Annotated in this window: 19 protein-coding genes; 10 read left to right on the top strand and 9 right to left on the bottom strand. The window is 71.3% G+C overall.

Annotation, left to right across the window (positions count from 1 at the left end; genetic code table 11):
* The first annotated feature begins 24 nt into the window (after positions 1-24).
* Positions 25-858, top strand: coding sequence for an aldo/keto reductase (locus tag ACTIFV_RS10860; protein ID WP_439592790.1), 834 nt, complete (start codon positions 25-27; stop codon positions 856-858).
* On the top strand, positions 858-2933 hold the full coding sequence (locus ACTIFV_RS10855) for a S9 family peptidase (protein ID WP_439593080.1): 2076 nt from the start codon (positions 858-860) through the stop codon (positions 2931-2933). Before ACTIFV_RS10860 ends, ACTIFV_RS10855 begins: the two co-directional genes overlap by 1 nt.
* Before the next feature lie 55 nt (positions 2934-2988).
* Here ACTIFV_RS10855 and ACTIFV_RS10850 read toward each other — a convergent pair whose 3' ends face one another.
* The 5 genes from ACTIFV_RS10850 to ACTIFV_RS10830 form a co-directional block, all read right to left on the bottom strand.
* A complete protein-coding gene (locus ACTIFV_RS10850; protein ID WP_439592789.1) occupies positions 2989-3921 on the bottom strand; it encodes a DMT family transporter in 933 nt (310 codons plus the stop codon).
* A gap of 52 nt (positions 3922-3973) precedes the next feature.
* Positions 3974-4717 carry an SDR family oxidoreductase gene (locus tag ACTIFV_RS10845; RefSeq protein ID WP_439592788.1) on the bottom strand — a complete coding sequence of 248 codons (744 nt, stop codon included), beginning with the start codon at positions 4715-4717 and terminating at the stop codon, positions 3974-3976.
* A gap of 22 nt (positions 4718-4739) precedes the next feature.
* Positions 4740-4964 carry a hypothetical protein gene (locus tag ACTIFV_RS10840; RefSeq protein WP_439592787.1) on the bottom strand — a complete coding sequence of 75 codons (225 nt, stop codon included), beginning with the start codon at positions 4962-4964 and terminating at the stop codon, positions 4740-4742.
* A gap of 49 nt (positions 4965-5013) precedes the next feature.
* Positions 5014-6003, bottom strand: a complete 990-nt coding sequence (locus tag ACTIFV_RS10835) for a DNA-3-methyladenine glycosylase family protein (RefSeq protein ID WP_439592786.1) — start codon at positions 6001-6003, stop codon at positions 5014-5016.
* A 203-nt stretch (positions 6004-6206) separates the two neighbouring features.
* Positions 6207-6935 carry a winged helix-turn-helix domain-containing protein gene (locus ACTIFV_RS10830; RefSeq protein ID WP_439592785.1) on the bottom strand — a complete coding sequence of 243 codons (729 nt, stop codon included), beginning with the start codon at positions 6933-6935 and terminating at the stop codon, positions 6207-6209.
* A 530-nt stretch (positions 6936-7465) separates the two neighbouring features.
* Between ACTIFV_RS10830 and ACTIFV_RS10825 the strand changes: the two genes are divergently transcribed.
* The 4 genes from ACTIFV_RS10825 (at position 7466) to ACTIFV_RS10810 (ending at position 8792) form a co-directional block, all read left to right on the top strand.
* A complete protein-coding gene (locus ACTIFV_RS10825) occupies positions 7466-7765 on the top strand; it encodes a GNAT family N-acetyltransferase (protein ID WP_439592784.1) in 300 nt (99 codons plus the stop codon).
* Positions 7766-7767: 2 nt separating this feature from the next.
* Complete coding sequence (locus tag ACTIFV_RS10820; protein WP_439592783.1) at positions 7768-8181, top strand: DUF1622 domain-containing protein; 414 nt, start codon at positions 7768-7770, stop codon at positions 8179-8181.
* A gap of 78 nt (positions 8182-8259) precedes the next feature.
* On the top strand, positions 8260-8484 hold the full coding sequence (locus ACTIFV_RS10815; protein WP_439592782.1) for a hypothetical protein: 225 nt from the start codon (positions 8260-8262) through the stop codon (positions 8482-8484).
* Positions 8484-8792, top strand: a complete 309-nt coding sequence (locus ACTIFV_RS10810; protein WP_439592781.1) for a hypothetical protein — start codon at positions 8484-8486, stop codon at positions 8790-8792. Before ACTIFV_RS10815 ends, ACTIFV_RS10810 begins: the two co-directional genes overlap by 1 nt.
* Here the strand turns inward: ACTIFV_RS10810 and ACTIFV_RS10805 are convergent.
* Both ACTIFV_RS10805 and ACTIFV_RS10800 read right to left on the bottom strand, forming a co-directional pair.
* Entirely contained in the window at positions 8783-9511 is a 729-nt protein-coding gene (locus ACTIFV_RS10805; protein WP_439592780.1) for an alpha/beta fold hydrolase, read from the bottom strand. The genes ACTIFV_RS10810 and ACTIFV_RS10805 overlap by 10 nt on opposite strands.
* 40 nt (positions 9512-9551) lie before the next feature.
* Positions 9552-9770 (bottom strand): hypothetical protein, encoded by a 219-nt coding sequence (locus ACTIFV_RS10800; RefSeq protein WP_439592779.1) that lies wholly within the window; start codon positions 9768-9770, stop codon positions 9552-9554.
* Positions 9771-9944: 174 nt separating this feature from the next.
* Between ACTIFV_RS10800 and ACTIFV_RS10795 the strand changes: the two genes are divergently transcribed.
* The 3 genes from ACTIFV_RS10795 (at position 9945) to ACTIFV_RS10785 (ending at position 15123) form a co-directional block, all read left to right on the top strand.
* Positions 9945-11099, top strand: a complete 1155-nt coding sequence (locus ACTIFV_RS10795) for an exonuclease SbcCD subunit D (RefSeq protein WP_439592778.1) — start codon at positions 9945-9947, stop codon at positions 11097-11099.
* Positions 11096-14089 (top strand): AAA family ATPase, encoded by a 2994-nt coding sequence (locus tag ACTIFV_RS10790; RefSeq protein WP_439592777.1) that lies wholly within the window; start codon positions 11096-11098, stop codon positions 14087-14089. Before ACTIFV_RS10795 ends, ACTIFV_RS10790 begins: the two co-directional genes overlap by 4 nt.
* A gap of 191 nt (positions 14090-14280) precedes the next feature.
* On the top strand, positions 14281-15123 hold the full coding sequence (locus ACTIFV_RS10785; protein ID WP_439592776.1) for an SGNH/GDSL hydrolase family protein: 843 nt from the start codon (positions 14281-14283) through the stop codon (positions 15121-15123).
* Positions 15124-15186: 63 nt separating this feature from the next.
* On the opposite strand, the gene ACTIFV_RS10780 is transcribed toward ACTIFV_RS10785, so the two are convergent.
* Entirely contained in the window at positions 15187-16164 is a 978-nt protein-coding gene (locus ACTIFV_RS10780) for a hypothetical protein (protein ID WP_439592775.1), read from the bottom strand.
* Between the two features lie 48 nt (positions 16165-16212).
* On the opposite strand from ACTIFV_RS10780, the gene ACTIFV_RS10775 reads away from it, so the two are divergent.
* Positions 16213-16398: a hypothetical protein gene (locus tag ACTIFV_RS10775; protein ID WP_439592774.1), complete on the top strand. Its 186-nt coding sequence runs from the start codon at positions 16213-16215 to the stop codon at positions 16396-16398.
* Between the two features lie 3 nt (positions 16399-16401).
* Here ACTIFV_RS10775 and ACTIFV_RS10770 read toward each other — a convergent pair whose 3' ends face one another.
* Positions 16402-16959 (bottom strand): phosphorylase family protein, encoded by a 558-nt coding sequence (locus ACTIFV_RS10770; protein ID WP_439592773.1) that lies wholly within the window; start codon positions 16957-16959, stop codon positions 16402-16404.
* Between the last annotated feature and the right edge of the window lie 62 nt (positions 16960-17021).

The following is a 17021-nucleotide window of genomic DNA, read 5'->3' as shown; positions in this document are numbered from 1 at the left end:
TGAGGAAAGAGGCAGGATGGAGGGATGGTCAGCATCCCCAACGTGACTCTCAATGACGGCGCCTGGTTCCCCGAGCTCGGTCTCGGCACCTACAACCTGCGGGGCGAGGACGGTGTCGCCGCGATCGTCGCGGCGATCGGCTCGGGCTATCGACTGCTGGACTCCGCGGTCAACTACGAGAACGAGGCCGAGGTCGGCGAAGCCGTGCGCTCGTCGGGTCTCGACCGCGACGATCTGCTCGTGACCTCGAAGATCCCGGGCCGCGATCACGGCTTCGACGAGGCGATCGCGAGCATCGAGCGCTCGCTCGAGACGCTCGGCCTCGAGCGCATCGACCTGCAGCTCATCCACTGGCCGAACCCCAGCGTCGGCAAGTGGCTCGACACGTGGAGGGGCATGATCGAGGCGCGCGAGCGAGGACTCGTGCGCTCGATCGGCGTCTCGAACTTCACCGAGCCGATGCTCACCCGCCTCATCGACGAGACGGGTGTCACGCCCGTCGTGAACCAGGTCGAGCTGCACCCCCACTTCCCGCAGGGCGCGCTGCGCGCCTTCCACGCCGAGCACGGCATCCGCACCGAATCGTGGAGCCCGCTCGCCCGCCGCACCGAACTGCTGTCCGAGGCGATCGTGGGCGAGGTCGCGTCGGCGCACGGCGTCACCCCGACCCAGGCCGTGCTGCGCTGGCACACGCAGATCGGCTCGACTCCGATCCCGAAGTCCGCGTCTCCCGAGCGGCAGGTCGAGAACGCGGACGTGTTCGGCTTCGCGTTGACGGATGCCGAGGTCGCCGCGATCTCCGGTCTCGAGCGCGGGCGCCTGTGGGACGGCGACCCCGACACCCACGAGGAGATGTGATCGTGACGACCCCGTTCCACTCGCTCACCGACTATCTGACCATCCCGCGCATCGAGGGCCTCGCTCTCTCGCCCGACGGCACCCGCGTCGTCCTGACCGTCGCAACACTCAAGAAGGATGCGACGGGCTTCGACCGGTCGCTGTGGGCGGTCGCGGCCGACGGAACCGAGGGCGCGACGCGGCTCACCCGCTCGGCGAAGGGGGAATCGGCTCCCGCCTTCACGGCCGACGGCGACGTGCTGTTCGTCTCCGCCCGCCCGGACGCGGAGGCCGACGAGGACGACGAGTCCGGCCAGCTGTGGATCCTCCCCGCCGCCGGCGGCGACGCGCGTGCGGTCACACGGCTCGCGGGTGGCGTGGGTGAGATCGCCGCGGTGGCCGAAGCATCCGGCCGCCTCGTGATCGCGGCGGACCTGCTGCCCAGCGCCGACACGATCGAAGCCGACGCGAAGCTGCGCGCTGCGCGCAAGAAGAAGAAGGTCGCCGCGATCCTGCACGAGTCGTACCCCGTGCGGTACTGGGATCACGACCTCGGTCCCGCCGAGCCGCATCTGCTCGCGCTCGATCTCGCCGGGCTCCGCGACACGGTCGGAGCGGTGCGCGACGAGTCCGCCGCGGACGCAGACCCCGATGCGGTGACGCCCTACCCCGCTTCGCTCCCGCGTCCGGGCGACCTGACGCCTCAGCCCGGCCGTTCCGCAGCGGCCGCCGGCGTCGCCATCTCGCCGGACGGCGGCACGGTCGTCGCGGCGCTGCGCGTGCCGGAGGGAATGGATGCCCGCTACCGCCTGGTCGCGATCGACGTCGCATCCGGAGAGCACACGATCCTCTTCGACGAGCCGCGCGTCGACTTCGAAGCGCCCGTCGTCAGCCACGACGGCGCGCGTCTCGCGTACCTGCGGTCGGTGAAGGGGACGCCGGCCGGCCCGACCGAGCAGGAGCTCTGGATCAGCGCGCTGGACGGATCGAAGGCGCGCCGGATCGCCGAGGAGTGGGACCGCTGGCCGTCGTCGTTCTCGTTCGACGCCGGCGACGACGCTCTGATCGCGACCGCCGACCAGGACGGTCGCGGGCCGATCTTCCGCGTACCTCTCGACGGGGGTTCGCCGTCTCAACTGACGACCGATGACTTCACGTACACCGATGTGCGCGTCGACCGCACGTCGGGCGACCTGGTCGCGCTGCGGTCATCGTGGATGGCCCCCTCGCATCCCGTGCGGATCGCTCGCGACGGGTCGATCACGGTCCTGGCGGCGCCGGTCGCGCTTCCCGAAGTGCCCGCGACGATGGTGGACGTCCAGGCGACGGCCGAGGACGGCGCTCGGGTGCGCGGGTGGCTGCTGCTTCCGGAGACGGATGCTCCGGCCCCGCTGCTGCTGTGGATCCACGGTGGTCCGCTCAACAGCTGGAACGCGTGGAGCTGGCGCTGGAACCCGCAGCTCGCAGTCGCGCGCGGCTACGCCGTGCTGCTGCCCGACCCCGCACTGTCGACGGGCTACGGCCTCGACTTCATCGCGCGCGGCTGGAACGCGTGGGGTGCTGCGCCCTACACCGACCTGATGGCGATCACCGACGAGGTCGTCGCACGGGCTGACATCGACGAGACGCGCACGGCCGCGATGGGCGGATCGTTCGGCGGCTACATGGCGAACTGGGTCGCGGGGCACACCGACCGCTTCGATGCGATCGTCACCCACGCGAGCCTGTGGGCGCTCGACCAGTTCGGTCCGACCACGGACTTCTCGCCGTACTGGCAGTCGATCTTCACACCCGAGGCGATGATCGAGCACTCGCCGCATCGGTTCGTCGCCGACATCCGCACCCCGATGCTGGTGATCCACGGCGACCGCGACTACCGCGTGCCGATCGGCGAGGGACTTCGGCTGTGGTCGGAGCTCAATGCCCGGTTCGCGGGCGAGGACGGCACGCTCGAGCACCGGTACCTGTACTTCCCGGACGAGAACCACTGGGTGCTCAAGCCGCAGCACGCGGTCGTCTGGTACGAGACGGTGTTCGCGTTCCTCGCGCAGCACGTGCTCGGCGAGGACTGGAAGCGCCCGGACGACCTCGGCTGAGCATGCGGGGGCGGGGCCCGGTGCGGCACGCCTCCGGTGCGGGGGAGCCCGGAGGTCAGCCGTCGGCCGGCGCGAGGTCGGCGGGCTCGGGCAGACCCGACCCCGGCGGACTCGGCTCGATGTCGGGCGTCGCGAGCGTCGCGATCATCACTCCGATCAGCGCGATCGCGCCGCCCACCGCTTTGAGCAGGTCGAGCGGTTCACCCATGAGCAGAGCGAACCCGTAGCCGAGAGCGGGGATGGCCGCCGTCGCGACGCCCGAGATCGCGGCCGGCAGGCGCTCGGCGCCGTAGTTGAAGAGCACGAGCGTGGGTGCCGTCACGACGAGCGCGAGGATCAGGATGCTGAGCAGTCCGCGCGCGTCGCTCGGGATCGCGACCGTGCCCGTCACGAACTCCCACCCGAGCCACGGGAGCATGATGACCGTGCCCCAGATGCCTGTCGCCGTCGCGAGCACGATCGCGTCGGGCGCGTCATCCCGTCCCGCGTCCTTGCGCAGGAGCACGGTGTAGAGCGCGTAGGCGGCGAGGGCGGCGATGTTGAGAAGCACGCCGACGTCGACGCGGAATCCGGATGCCGCGACCAGCCCGACGCCGACGGTCGCGAGTGCCAGGCCGAGCCACGTGCGGCCCGACAGCTTCTCGTGGATGAGGGTGACCGCGGCGATCGCCGTCAGCACGGGAAGGAACGCGGCGGTCAGCGCCGCCGTGCCCGGCGTCGTGAAGAGCAGGCCGATGTTCGCGAGCGAGTAGTACAGGCTCACGCCCGTCAGGCCCAGCACGATCGTGCGCGGCTGGCCGATCGCTCGCAGGAAGCCCGGACGCCGAGCGGCGAGCGGCACGAGCACGACCAGCGCGATCGCGAAGCGGCCGACCGAGAGGACAGCGGGGGAGCCCGTCTCGAGTGCCCAGCCCGACACGACGTAGGCCGCCGACCACAGGAGCACCGAGAGGCCGATCGCGGCGAGCGGAAGCCAGCGCTGAGACACGAGCAATCAGTCTAGGTCCGAGGGGTTCGGCGCGGGATGGTTCGCGAGACGCTCAGCGCGTGCGCGCGAGCCACTCCGCGAACGTCTCGCGACCCAGCTGCGCACCCGGACCGGGGAGCAGCGAGCCGTTGCGCTGCTCGCGCCCGGCGGCGCCGGGGAGCGAGATCGCAGGGATCCATCCCCGGTGACCCAAGGCGGCGGCATAGGCCCGCACCATCGCGACGAGGCTCTCCTCACGAGGTCCTGCGAGATCGGCGGCGCGCCCGGCCGGTGCGGCGACGGCGAGGTCGACCAGGCGGGCCGCGACCTCCGCTGCCGCGATCGGCTGCGTGCGCATGCGCGGAGCGAGATGAACGGGCCCGACCTTCGCGCGCGCGTAGATCTGCTCCGCGAACTCGTGGAACTGCGTCGCGCGCAGGATCGTCCACGGCACGGGGCCCGACTCGACGACGCGCTCCTGGGCCACCTTGCCCTGGTAGTAGCCGCTCGCCGAGCCGTCGACGCCGACGATCGACAGTGCGACGTGGTGCCCGACGCCGACGCGCTCCTCCGCCGCGAGCAGCGTGCGGCTCGCGCCCTCGAAGAACGCGATCGCCTTGTCGCGGTCGAGCGTCGACACGCTCGACGTGTCGATCACGACGTCGGCGCCGCCGAGAGCGGCATCCACTCCCTCGCCCGTCACGACGTCGATCCCGGCGCTGCGCGTCAGCACCGCGACCTCATGGCCTCGTGACCGGGCGATGTCGACGACGTGCGCGCCGACGGCTCCGGTTCCTCCGGCGACGGCGATCTTCACAGCGTGCGACCGTCGGACGCGATCAGAGCTGGGCGCCGTTGTCGTCGCGGTCCTCGACGCCGACGCTGCGGCCGCGCCACGATTCGTACGCGATCAGCCAGCCCAGCGAGACGATCAGCGCGAGGAGCACGCCGAGCCACACGTTGCCCCAGACGAGCCCGAAGACGATGCCCAGTGCGAACACGAGCGCAGTGCCGAAAGCCCATCCGGTGTGCCCGCGCTGCCAGCCGGGTCGACGATTCGCCATGCCCACAGCCTAGACGGCCGGCGCGCGGGCCGCCGGGACTGTCGGGCCGTCAGCGCTCGCGGTGATCTTCGGGATGCAGGCGCGGTCCGCGTCGGGGCTCCCGCGGGCCGTGCGCCCAGATGAGACGGATGACGCGTTGACGGTGACCTTGCCACGGCTCGAGGAGTTCCAGCATCCCGTCGTCGTCGACGCGGTGTCCGGTCAGTGCGAACCCGACCTCGTGGGCCAGGTGATAATCGCCGACGCTCACGGCGTCGGGATCCCCGAAGGCCCGGATGCGGGTCTCGGCGCTCGTCCATGCCCCGACCCCTCGCAGACTCGTGAGGATGCGCTCGCGCTCGTCGCCCGTCGCGGCGGCGTTCGCGGTGCGCTCGATCGCGTCGCCGCGGCGGGCCGCTTCGACGACGGTGCGCGCCTGGGGAGGCTCGAGCCCGGCGCGATGCCAGATCCACGACGGCACGTGCCTCCAGCCGTCGATCGTCGGCGGCGCGAACATCGGCTCGGGCGTCGGGCCGGGTGCGCGCTCTCCGCGCCACTGCACGATGCGCCGCCAGGCGCCGAACGCCTGCACCCCGGTGACCTTCTGCTCGAAGATCGCGCTCGCGAGCGCGTCGAAGACGAGGTCGGTGCGGCTGAGGCGGAGGTCGGCGTTGCGCCGGTGGGCTTCGGCGACGAGTGGATGCCGCGACGCGTCGAAGCCGGATGGGTCGTCCTGCGACCCGCACAGCGCGGGCACCTGCGCGAGCGCCCACCCCGCGCCCGGTCCCCATGCGGCCGCGCGCACCGAGCCGCCGGCGGTCTGGCGCAGGGCGATCGTCGCGATGCCCAGCGGCGTGCGGCTCGTACGCCAGATCACGGCGCCGGCCGTCTTCATCGTCGGGTCGCCCGCGCCGCGGCGCTGAGCGAGCACCGTGCGCCGCAGATCGAACCGTTCGCGGGGACGGTACTCCGTCTCGACCGGTCGCTCGGCGACGGGCCGCGGATCGCGGCGAGCTGCGGCATCCCGCGACCCCGCGATCCTCGTGAGCGGCGTCGTCATGCCGCCCACCCTACGCCGGAGCCGCCGACATCGAAGCCGCCCGTATCGCGAACCCACTCACTCGTCGCGAGCCCACGCACTTCTGCTCGCCGAAGCGGGTGGTTTCGGCGAAAGTGCGTGGGTTGGGCGGAGGGGGTGGGCTCGCCGAAGAGGGTGGTCGGCGAAAGCGCGTGGGTCTGAGCAGCGCGCACGACGCGCGCTGCTCAGAAGCGGTCGGGCGAGGGCGTGCCGTGGCCGTAGCGGATCGACACGTCCGCGTGACGGTCGAAGCGGTAGCCGACGCCGCGCACCGTGCGGACGATGTCCTCGTAGCGGCCGAGCTTGGCGCGGAGCCGACGGACGTGCACGTCGATCGTCCGCTCACCGGGAGCCTCGTCGTCGGTCGTGCCCTGCCAGAGCGACGACACGAGCTCGGTGCGCTCGATCGTGCGACCCTCGCGCAGCACGAGGTACTGCAGCAGCTCGAACTCCTTGAAGGTGAAGGCGGCCGACTCGCCGTCGATGAGCACGCGCTTGCGCGAGATGTCGACGACGACTCCGCCGGGAGCGCGGTCCTCGTCTTCGGGCTCCTCGTTCTTGGTCCGTGCGATCGCCGAGGGCTCGTGCAGCGCCAGGCGCACGACGTCCACGTCGCGTCCACCCGAGCCCACGGGGGCGAGGGCGACGGTCGCGTACGTCTCGGCGGTGGGTGCGAGGTCCGCGAGCGTGCGGCGCAGAGCGTCCACGAGCACGCCGAGCGAGACTCCGGATGCCGCGACCTTCGCCTCGTCGATGCCGACGTAGAGTGCGAAGCCGCGCGGTGCGGTGCCCGCGGGGAGCGCGCGTTCCTCGGCGGGACGCTGCGGTGCGATGGTCTCGACCGGCGCGGTCACGGCGCGGAGGTGACGGGCGGGAGCGGTGGTGGGGCGTTCGAGCAGAGCGGTGTTCGACATGATGATGGTCCTTGCGGGAGTGAACCCGGGCCGACGGCTCGAGCGGGTTCGAGTGGGTGCTGCGATGCTGCCCCGATCGGGGCGGTGCGAGGCATCCGGATGCGCGTGATCGACGCGGCTGGCCGGTGCTTCGGGGGACTCGCTGCGGGTCGTGTTCAGAAACGACGCGAGGGTCCGGCGGGTGTCACCGTGCTAGTGGCACATTCGACAGCACATGACATCGCTGCTGGCCATCATGGCGCCAGCGGTCCCGTTCGCCTCCCAGGCGGACAGAGAGCGTGCGGTGTCAGTCATGAGGCCGATTATGACCGAATGCGTCCGGATGCGTCAAATCGCGCGGTCGCGGCATCCGGTTCATGACGAAATGTGACACTTTGCTCAGCCGACGCCCGAGGGTGCGTCGAAGGTGTTCGCCGTGGACCTGTCCGAGGTGACCCGTTGACGCGGGCCGCGCGCGGTTGCGCAGAAGCTCAGCGAAAACACGGCTGACTGCGCGCCGCCGTGAGGACGGGCGGGTTTAGCCTGTGGGGGTGACTGAGCTTCGCTTCACGCACGAGTCGGATGCGTCGCGGTACACCCTGTACCGCGGTGACGATCTCGTGAGTGCCCTTGACTACCGGGACGACGGCCGTACGGTCGCGATGACCCGCGCATACACGGTGCCGACCTTCCGCGGCCACGGCTACGCAGGCGTCGTCGTCGACAAGGCGGTCGCGGAGCTCGAGGCGAAGGGCGATCGCGAGGTGATCCCGGTCTGCTGGTACGTCGCGGACTGGTTCGCGGCGCATCCCGACCGTGCAGGAATCGTCCGTCAGCGGCATTCCGCCTGATCATGCGCTTCGAAGACGTCTTCACCTACATCGCGGTCGGATTCGAGGCCATCGGCGCTCTGGCGATGATCGTCGGGTTCGCGATCGCGATCGTGCTCGGCATCCGCTCCCTCCAGCGGCGCGAGGGCGGCTCGGCCGCGTTCCAGGTGCTGCGCACGACGCTCGGCTCGGCGATCCTGCTGGGCCTCGAGGTGCTCGTCGCGGCGGACCTGATCCGGACGATCACTTCGAAGCCCTCGCTCGAGGACGCCGCGATCCTCGGACTCATCGTGCTCATCCGCACGATCCTGTCGATGTCGATCCAGATCGAGATCGAGGGCACACTGCCCTGGCGGCGCGCGCTGCTCACGAGCGGCGGTCAGATGGTCGGCGAGGCGATCGCGCGCGATCGGGCGAAGAGCCGCGCGGCCGGATAGGGCCGCGGGATCCGGTTGTCAACCCATCGCACCGCCCTCGCGGCTGGGTGATGCTGAGACCGACGAGAGGAGTCCGCCATGGACCGAGATCTTCCCGAGGGCGTCATCGACGCCGACCCGCCGGGCGGGTGGGAGCCGGTGCACGACGGCGAATCGTCGGAGCAGAATGCGGATGCCGCGGGCTCGCCGGATCTCATCGAGCAGTCCGGCGACGTGCTCCGGCCCGACGACCCCGTCGAAGGCGAGATCGCGCGACAGGCCGCCGATCCGGATCTGAGCACCGACCGAGGCGAGGAGCCCTGATGAGCAACGACACTGTGAACGACGGCCACGACCACTACGGGCAGGACGCCGGCGGGAACAACCTGACTGCCGGAGAGACGCAGCGCGATCTGGCAGGAGCGGCCGAGCAGAGCGTGCCGGCGATGTCGCAGAACAACGCGACGGATGCCGCGAAGATCGACGGCATCATCGGGCAGACGCGGCAGGACGGTCACCAGGATCGCGACGCCGTCGTGCATGTTCTCCGTCAGCGATTCGAGCAGTCCGGCGTCGAGGTCCCCGAGGAACGCCTGGACGAACTCGCGGATCGCGTCCTTCGTCAGGACTGAACGAACGAGCGGATCGCCGCGGCGGCGGGTGCGGCATCCCGGATCATCGTCTCGTGCCCGTGACCGTCGATCTCGACGAGCCGTGCATCGGGGATGAGATCGATCACTCGCTCGCACCATGCGTGGGGTGAGACGATGTCGTTCTCGCCGCGCAGAACCAGCGTCGGCGCTTCGATGCGGGGATAGGAGTCCTCGGGGCGGTGCACGAGCATCGCGCGGAACTTCGCGCGCAGCCTCGGCCCGGCGCGAACGTACTCGCGGGCGCCTCGCAGAATGACCTTCGGGCTCTCCACCGCGATGTCCGCGAGGAGCCGCCCGATCTGGCGCGGCGCGGTGCGCGCGTCGGGATCCACCGTCGGTGCGATGAGGACGAGGCGTCGGACGAGTGAGGGATGTCGCACCGCGACCTCGGTCGCCACCTGAGTCCCCATCGAGTGGCCGATGACGACGACCGGTTCGTCCACGCTCGCGCGAAGGTACGCCGACACGAGGTCCGCCGTGCGCTCCATCGTGAGGGTGCGTCGCGGCTCGGGCGCTTCACCGTAGCCGGGGAGATCGATCGCGATCGTGCGCGCTCCCGGGCGGAGCGCTTCGTCGAGTTCGATGAAGACGCTGCGGCCCATCCCGATGCCGTGGATCATGACGAAGATCGGACGCCCCGTGCCGTGCGACTCGGCGACGAGGGTCGCACCGGCGTGAGTGAAGTCGCGTCGCGTCACATGTCGAGCGTAGGGGAGCGGCCGACGGCATCCGCGCGCGTCAGCAGGCCGCGCACACGGGATCCGAGAGAGCGCCCCCGCCGAACGGCAGTGCCATCGTGGCGCGGCGCGGGCGCGGTGCCACGTCGCGGGGTGCCCATGCGCTCGCAGCTCGGGCCGCGAGATGTTCGCGGATCGACGAGCGCAGGGCGGCGTCCCTGTCGAGCCGGGCGGACTCGAAGCGGTACTGGTGTTCGGCGGCGGTGACGAGAGAGAGCATGGTTTCCTCCGTGGGTTCCGGTGACCAGAACGTAGGGACGGGCTCGGACATTGCCGGTCCGCAGTGCTGTGGCAGGAATCCTCGGGACCTCGGCAGGCGTGCACGCGGATCGCTGTGGGCGAACCCGCCGCGGGCCTTCCGGGCGATGTCGGGAGCCGCGCCTACCGTGAAGGCATGCGCATCCTGCACACCTCTGATTGGCACATCGGGCGGTCGTTCCACGGCCACGCCACGCTCGATGCGCTGAGCGGTGTGCTCGAGGCGCTCACCGCTCAGGTGCGCGCACACGACGTCGACGTCGTCATCGTCGCGGGCGACGTCTTCGACTCCGCCGCACCGGCCGCCGCCTGCTACACGCTGCTGACCGACGCGCTGCGCGGCCTCGCCGACGCCGGCGCGCAGATCATCGTCACGAGCGGCAACCACGACTCCGCGGCACGCCTCGGCTTCCAGTCCGCGCTGCTGCGCGAGGGCATCCACGTCGTCACCGATGCGCGGTCGGTCGGCACGCCGATCACGATCGCCGACGTCGACGGGCCGGTCCACTTCTACGGCATCCCGTTCCTCGAGCCCGCACTGGTTCGCCACCTGTGGCCCGAGGTGCCGCTGCGCTCGCAGCGCGCCACGCTCGAGCACGCGATGCGGCTGGTGAACGACGATCGCGCGGCGCGCGGCGGCCGATCGGTCGCGATCGCGCACTGCTTCGCGGCGGGGGTGGATGCCACGCCGGGCGTCGAGCGCGAGATCCGGCAGGGCTCGCTCGACGTCATTCCACTGTCCACCTTCGACGGTCCCGACTACGTCGCCCTCGGGCACATCCACGGCCGTCAGACGCTCTCCGACCGCGTGCGCTACGCCGGCGCGCCCCTGCACTACAGCTTCGGCGAGGGGGACAAGCCGCGCGGCTCGTGGCTCGTCGAGCTGGATGCCGGGGGCCTCGCGGCCGTCGAGTGGCTCGATCTCCCCGTCCCCCGCCGGCTGCAGACGCTGCGCGGCACGCTCGACGAGCTGCTCACATCCACGGACTTCGCCGGTGCGGAGCAATCGTGGGTGTGCGCCCAGTACACCGATGCGACTCCGCAGCCCGATCCTATGCGCCGGCTCCTGACGCGGTTCCCCCACTGTGCGACCGTCGTGCACACCCCCGAGGGGGTGCGTGAGGCCGACGGCCTCACCTACGCGGGGCGCGTGCGCGCCGCCCGTTCGGACGCCGAGTTGATCGACGCGTTCCTCGTGCACGTGCGGGAGGGCGAAGGCGCGTCCGAGCGGGAGCTCGAGCTCATCCGCGACGTCATCGACGAGCGGTCGCTCGCCGAGGTCTCGGCATGAGGCTGCATCGGCTCGAGCTCGAGGGCTTCGGGCCGTTCCGCGAGCGGCAGACGATCGACTTCGACGTTTTCGCCGACGACGGCATCTTCCTGATCGCGGGTCGCACGGGCGCGGGCAAGTCGAGCGTGCTCGACGGTGTGTGCTTTGCGCTCTACGGGGGTGCCCCGCGCTACGACGGCGCCGAGAAGCGCCTGCGCAGCGATCACTGCGCGCCCGAAGACCCGACGACCGTCTCGGTGGAGTTCACCGCCCGAGGTCGCCGGTGGCGGGTCACACGCTCGCCCGAGTACGACCGACCCAAGCAGCGGGGCACGGGCCTCACGACCGAGCCGCATCGCGCGCAGCTCGAAGAGCGGATCGACGGCGCGTGGATCGGCCGAGCCGCGCGCCCGGTCGACGTCGCACGAGAGCTCGACGAGATCCTGGGGCTGTCTCAGCAGCAGTTCCTTCAGGTCATCCTGCTCGCGCAGAACCGGTTCGCCGAGTTCCTCCTCGCCAAGAACGACGAGCGGCAGCGCCTGCTGCGCCGGCTCTTCGGCACGCGCACGTACGAGGACTACCAGACGGCCTTCGATCAGCACCGCAAGGACTCCGAGCGCGCGCTGTCCTCCGCCGGCGAAGGCGTGCAGCTGCTGCTCCTCGAGGCGGAGCGCCTGCTGTCGAACGACCTCGACGCTGGTGAGCTCGTCACCGACGGCGCCGTGCCCGAGCGCATCGCCGCCGTCTCGGTGGGGGTTCAGCGCGCCGACTATCGAGTCGGCGCACTGACGCTGGAGCGCACCGCCGCCGACGTGGCGCACCGCGATGCCGAGAGCGCCCTCGTCGAGGCCCGCGCTCTTCGCGCGCGACAGGAGCAGCGGATTCAGGCCCGCACAGCGCTCGCGGCCCTCGAAGCCCGGGCGCCCGATATCGCCGCGCGGCGCTCCACTCTCGAGCGCTCGAACGCCGCCGAGGCGCTGCGCGCGCCGCTCGAGGCCGTTGAGGCCGCAGCGCTCGACGACGACCGGGCGGTCCGCGCGGTCGAGTGTGCGCGCGCCGCGTGGGCGACCGCATCGCCCGACGAGGCGGATCTCGATGCCGCGGGTCTCTCGAGTCTGGTCGAGCAGCTCACCGGCAGCCTCGCCGTGTGGGCGCTCGCGGCCGAGCGCGAAGAGTCGCTCGTGCGCGCCGAGGCGACGCTCGCCCACGATCGCGAAGAGTCCGCACGCCTCGAGAACGCACTCGCGACGATGGATGCCGCGCGAGCGCTCGTTCCCGTGCGGCTTCACGAGATCGGCGACGAGCTGGAGACGCTGGGCTCGGCCGAGTCGCGGCTGCAGGCCGCGGCCGCCGCGCTGGCGGTCCTCGACGCGCGACGGGCGGCGGCCCGCGAGGCGGCCATCCTCGCCGACGAGCTGACCGTGGCGGAATCCTCCTACCTCGAAGCGTCCATGCTCCTCGACCGGGATCGCGCGGCGGTGACGGAGCTCCTGCAGCGGCGCCTCGCCGGTCACGCGGGCGAGCTGGCCGCGGGCCTCGTCGACGGCGAGCCCTGCGTCGTCTGCGGCTCGCTCGCGCACCCGCATCCGGCCCCGGCGTCCGACGCCCCCGTGACCGATGACGAGATCCAGCTCGCCGAGGCGGCCCGCGACCGCGCGGCAGCCGTGGAGAAGGCCGCCGCCGACGCGGCGCGCGCTGCCCGGGCGGCCCATGCCGAGGCGGCGGCGCGCGCGGGAGGCGAGAGCGCCGACGTCCTCGATCTCGCGCAGGGCGAAGCCGCACGCGCCGTGGAGACCGCGCGCGCCGACGCGGCGCGCCGCGAGCTGCTCGCGCGCGAGCGCGAGGAGCTCGTCGAGATGGATGCCGCATCCGCCCTCGAGCGCGACGCTCTGGCCGCCCAGCTCGCCGCTGTCCGTGACGCCCTGGTGGCGGCCGAGGCTGCAGCGGCGCTCGACCGGTCCGCCGTCGATGCGGCGAAGGGGGGATTCGACTCCGTCCGAGAGCGGATCCGTGAAGCCGACCAGCGCCGCTCGCGTGCGGCATCGCTCCTGAGCGCCGAGGCCGCCGCCGACTCCGCCCGCTCAGCGCTCGCGCGCGTCCGCGCCGACCTGGATGGGCGGGTCGCGGCATCCGTCTTCTCCTCATCCGACGAGGCGACCTCGGGGCTTCGCGACGCGGCCGTCCGGGCCGCGCTCGACGCCGAGATCCGCGAGCACGACGCCGCGATCCGCGCTGAGCGCGACAGACTGCGCGATCTCGAGCTCGCGCTCGCCGGCGAGCCCGAAGAGCTCGTCGATCTCGCCGCCGCCTCGGTGCGCCAGATCGAAGCCCGAGAGCGATGGAGCGCGGCGGTCGATGCGGTCGCTGCGTCGACGCAGACGGCCGCACGCCTGCGCGACCTCGTCGATCGAGCGACCGACGCGCACGCCGCGATCGATGGCGCCGCCGCCGACCATGCCGTCATCGTGCGCCTCGCCGACACGCTGGCGGGTCGCGCACCCAACACGCATCGCATGACTCTCGAGTCGTTCGTCCTGGCCGCCGAGCTCGAAGAGATCGTCGCCGCCGCGAACCTGCGCCTCGACGACATGTCCGCGGGCCGCTACCGACTGCTGCACAGCGATGCGAGAGCAGGGCGCGGGGCCGCGGGCCTCGGGCTCGAGGTCATGGACGCCCACACCGGGCAGCCCCGTACGCCGCACTCGCTGTCGGGCGGCGAGACGTTCCTCGCGTCGCTCGCGCTCGCGCTCGGTCTGGCCGAAGTCGTCACGTCTCGAGCGGGCGGCGTGCGTCTCGACACGCTGTTCGTCGACGAAGGTTTCGGGTCCCTCGACGACGACACGCTCGATCTCGCGATGCGCACGCTCGACGAGCTCCGCCAAGGCGGACGCACGGTCGGCCTCATCAGTCACGTGGCGGCGATGAAGGAACAGCTCCCGGCGCAGCTCGTCGTCGAGGCGACGGCGCACGGACCGAGCGTCATCCGGCAGGACGCTCCCCTCCCCGCCTGATCGCGCACCGCCCTCTTGTCGAGGTGCGATGCGCGGGTGTAGCTTGACCGCGAGATCGGCCGTGGAGGCCGGTAACCCGTCTCGCCTGTACCCGTCCGGCCGCGGCTCGCCGCGCCCTGTTCCACCACTCGCCGGCGCAGCGTCGTCGGCGACCCGTCGTCCACATCGTCGTGAACCGATCGGAGTCGTTCGTGCACATCTTCACTCGAGGGCGTCGTGCTCTCACCGCAGCGGCAGTGGCCACCCTGCTCGTCTCAGCAAGCCTCTTCAGCGCGGGTGCGGCCACGGCCGCTCCGCCCTCGCCCGCGAGGATGGCGGCGCTCGGCGACTCCATCACGCAGGCCGCGATGTCGTGCAGCGGCCTGATCAGCTGTCCGACGAACAGCTGGTCGACGGGCTCGACCGCGTCGGTGAACTCGCACGCGTCGCGCCTGCGCGCGGCGGGTGCGACATCCCTCGTCGCCTACAACAACGCGGTCTCGGGTGCTGCCTCGAACGCCCTCCCCGGTCAGGCGCAGAAGGCGGTCACGCAGGGAGCCCAGTACGTGACGATCGAGATCGGTGCCAACGACGCGTGCACCAGGACGGTCGGCGCCATGACCCCGACGGCGACCTTCCAGGCGAACGTGCAGGCCGCGCTCTCGGCGCTCGCCGCGAGCCCGGCCTCGCCTGAGATCTTCGTCGCCAGCATCCCGAGCCTGCAGCGCATGTACGACCTCAACAAGTCGAGCACATCCGCTCGGCTCGTGTGGGGGCTGCTCAAGATCTGCCAGTCGATGCTCGAGAAGCCCACGAGCACCGCGACCGCGGACGTGCAGCGCCGCGCCGCCGTGCAGCAGCGCGTCGACGAGTACAACCAGGCGCTCGCGCTCGCGTGCGCCTCCGTCGCGAAGTGCCGGTACGACGGGGGAGCCGTCGCGAACTACGCGTTCTCGAAGGCGGATATCTCGATGCGGGACTACTTCCACCCGTCGCTGAGCGGTCAGGCGACGCTCGCAGCCGTCACGTGGGCGCGCACGCAGTGGGTTTCGTAGCCCGGCGAACGACGGCGGCGCGGCATCCGATATCGGGATGCCGCGCCGCTGACTCTCGCGCGACTACTTGACCAGGTGCTCCTGGGCGGCATCGAAGATGACGTCGTAGAAGCGCACCGCCTGGTCCTCGGTGAAGAGGTCGGCTTCCGACATCGAGCTGACGAAGGTGTCGCGGGCGGCCTCGCCGGCGAGCAGGAAGCTCTCACCCGTCGACACGAGCGACTCGTCGGTGAAGATCTGGCCGAGCATCTCCTCGGTGACCGAAGGGTCGACCTCCTGCATGATCGCGAGGAGCTCGGGGCGCACCTGCGCGAGATACGCAGCCTCATCGTATGCACCCGTGGCGGCCTCCTCGCCGGAGTCGGTCTCGGTCTCCGTCCCGGTCTCCGACTCGGCGGGGGCCTCGGACTCGACGGCGGTGGAGTCACCGAGGTCGGAGAGGCTGGTCCCGGTGGCCGCGAGGCCGATGACCGCGAGCGCCCACACGAGCGCGGCGACCCAGAGGACGCCGCCGACCACCGAGACGATGATCGCCGCGATGCCGATTCCCTTGCCGCCGTGCTTCTTGCCCGCGAGGGCGATGATGCCCACGATCAGCGCGGCGAGCAGCAGCGCGCCGCCGATGAGTGCGAGGACGAGCGAGACCCACAGGATCGGGATGAAGGCGACGAGCACCAGGATGAAGCCGAGGATGCCGGCGCCGAGCGCGATCCACGCGAGCCTCTTCGAGCGAGTGTCGGGAGCCTTGGTCGCGGGTGCGCCGTATCCGGGCTGACCGTATGCCTCGGTCGGCTGGACGCTCGGGTCGGCCGGCGCGTAGGCCTGGGTCGGCTGGACGCTCGGGTCGACCGGCGCGTAGGCCTCGGTCGGCTGTGCGTTCGGGTCGGCCGGCGCGTAGGCCTGGGTCGGCTGGACGCTCGGGTCTACCGGGGCGTAGGCCTCGGTCGGCTGTGCGCTCGGGTCGACCGCGGCGGGCTCGCCGGAGACGGGGGCGGGCTGCGCGTCGGGGTGCGAAGCGGTCGGATCGGTGGGGTTCGACATGGATTCCTTGCGTCTGCTGTGTGTTGGGGGACGTTCTAGGCTAAACGCATGACGAAGAACACTGTGTGGACCATCATCGGCGTGATCGTCGCCGTCGTGATCGCGTGGGTGCTCGTCAACGTGCTGTTCTCGATTCTGTGGTTCATCGGCAAGCTCGTGATCGTCGCCGTGGTGGCGCTGCTCGTCTTCCTCGTTCTGCGGGCGGCGTTCGCGCGCAGCGGCCACGAGTCCTGACGCTCAGACTCCGTATTCGGCGCGCACGACGTCGCGCAGCTGCGCGCTGCATGCGGCGACGGTCGTGCGCCAATCGGTGATCGCGTCGCCTTCGGCGCGGTCCGAGACAGACTTGAGGACACGGATCGGGATGCCGAACTGCTGCGCGACCCACACGTAGGCGTAGGTCTCCATGTCGACGAGTCCGGCACCGAGCGGACGGATGACCTGCACCGCCTCGGAGTCGTCGACGAAGTGATCGCCCGTCGCGATCGTGACGCCCTCGCGGCCGAGCTCTACGCGGGGCGGCAGGGAGACGTGCTGCCCGACGACGCCGTCGATGTCGGTGACATCGTGCTGGATCGCGGCATCCACGTCGTAGACGATCGCATCGAGACGTCGGTCGATCGCCCCGGCCGTGCCGACCACGAGGATCTCGTCGTACTCCGTCGCGTCGAGCGCGCGTGTGAGGGCGTAGGTCGCCTGCAGCTTGCCCGGGCCCGTCACGAGTCGGTCGAACCCGGGAAGGGTCTCGGGGAAGGCGACGAGTTCGGCATCGAGAGCAGCGACGAGGAGTTTCACCGTCCCATTGTCCCAGGCTGGAGTGCGATCGATCGTCGAGGTGCCGAGATCGCTCGCGTCAC

The organism is Microbacterium sp. (genome assembly GCF_051860965.1).
Classification (GTDB): Bacteria; Actinomycetota; Actinomycetes; order Actinomycetales; family Microbacteriaceae; genus Microbacterium.
The sequence above is the reverse complement of the archived record's forward strand: the minus strand, read 5'-3'. Positions and strand labels throughout refer to the sequence as shown.

What these genes read in the sequence shown, in the direction of transcription:
- ACTIFV_RS10860 (WP_439592790.1), top strand. Translation starts at nt 25, where the DNA reads ATGGTCAGCATCCCCAACGTGACTCTCAATGACGGCGCCTGGTTCCCC.
- ACTIFV_RS10840 (WP_439592787.1), bottom strand. Translation starts at nt 4,964, where the DNA reads ATGGCGAATCGTCGACCCGGCTGGCAGCGCGGGCACACCGGATGGGCT.
- ACTIFV_RS10835 (WP_439592786.1), bottom strand. Translation starts at nt 6,003, where the DNA reads ATGACGACGCCGCTCACGAGGATCGCGGGGTCGCGGGATGCCGCAGCT.
- ACTIFV_RS10830 (WP_439592785.1), bottom strand. Translation starts at nt 6,935, where the DNA reads ATGTCGAACACCGCTCTGCTCGAACGCCCCACCACCGCTCCCGCCCGT.
- ACTIFV_RS10820 (WP_439592783.1), top strand. Translation starts at nt 7,768, where the DNA reads ATGCGCTTCGAAGACGTCTTCACCTACATCGCGGTCGGATTCGAGGCC.
- ACTIFV_RS10815 (WP_439592782.1), top strand. Translation starts at nt 8,260, where the DNA reads ATGGACCGAGATCTTCCCGAGGGCGTCATCGACGCCGACCCGCCGGGC.
- ACTIFV_RS10810 (WP_439592781.1), top strand. Translation starts at nt 8,484, where the DNA reads ATGAGCAACGACACTGTGAACGACGGCCACGACCACTACGGGCAGGAC.
- ACTIFV_RS10800 (WP_439592779.1), bottom strand. Translation starts at nt 9,770, where the DNA reads ATGCTCTCTCTCGTCACCGCCGCCGAACACCAGTACCGCTTCGAGTCC.
- ACTIFV_RS10795 (WP_439592778.1), top strand. Translation starts at nt 9,945, where the DNA reads ATGCGCATCCTGCACACCTCTGATTGGCACATCGGGCGGTCGTTCCAC.
- ACTIFV_RS10790 (WP_439592777.1), top strand. Translation starts at nt 11,096, where the DNA reads ATGAGGCTGCATCGGCTCGAGCTCGAGGGCTTCGGGCCGTTCCGCGAG.
- ACTIFV_RS10780 (WP_439592775.1), bottom strand. Translation starts at nt 16,164, where the DNA reads ATGTCGAACCCCACCGATCCGACCGCTTCGCACCCCGACGCGCAGCCC.
- ACTIFV_RS10775 (WP_439592774.1), top strand. Translation starts at nt 16,213, where the DNA reads ATGACGAAGAACACTGTGTGGACCATCATCGGCGTGATCGTCGCCGTC.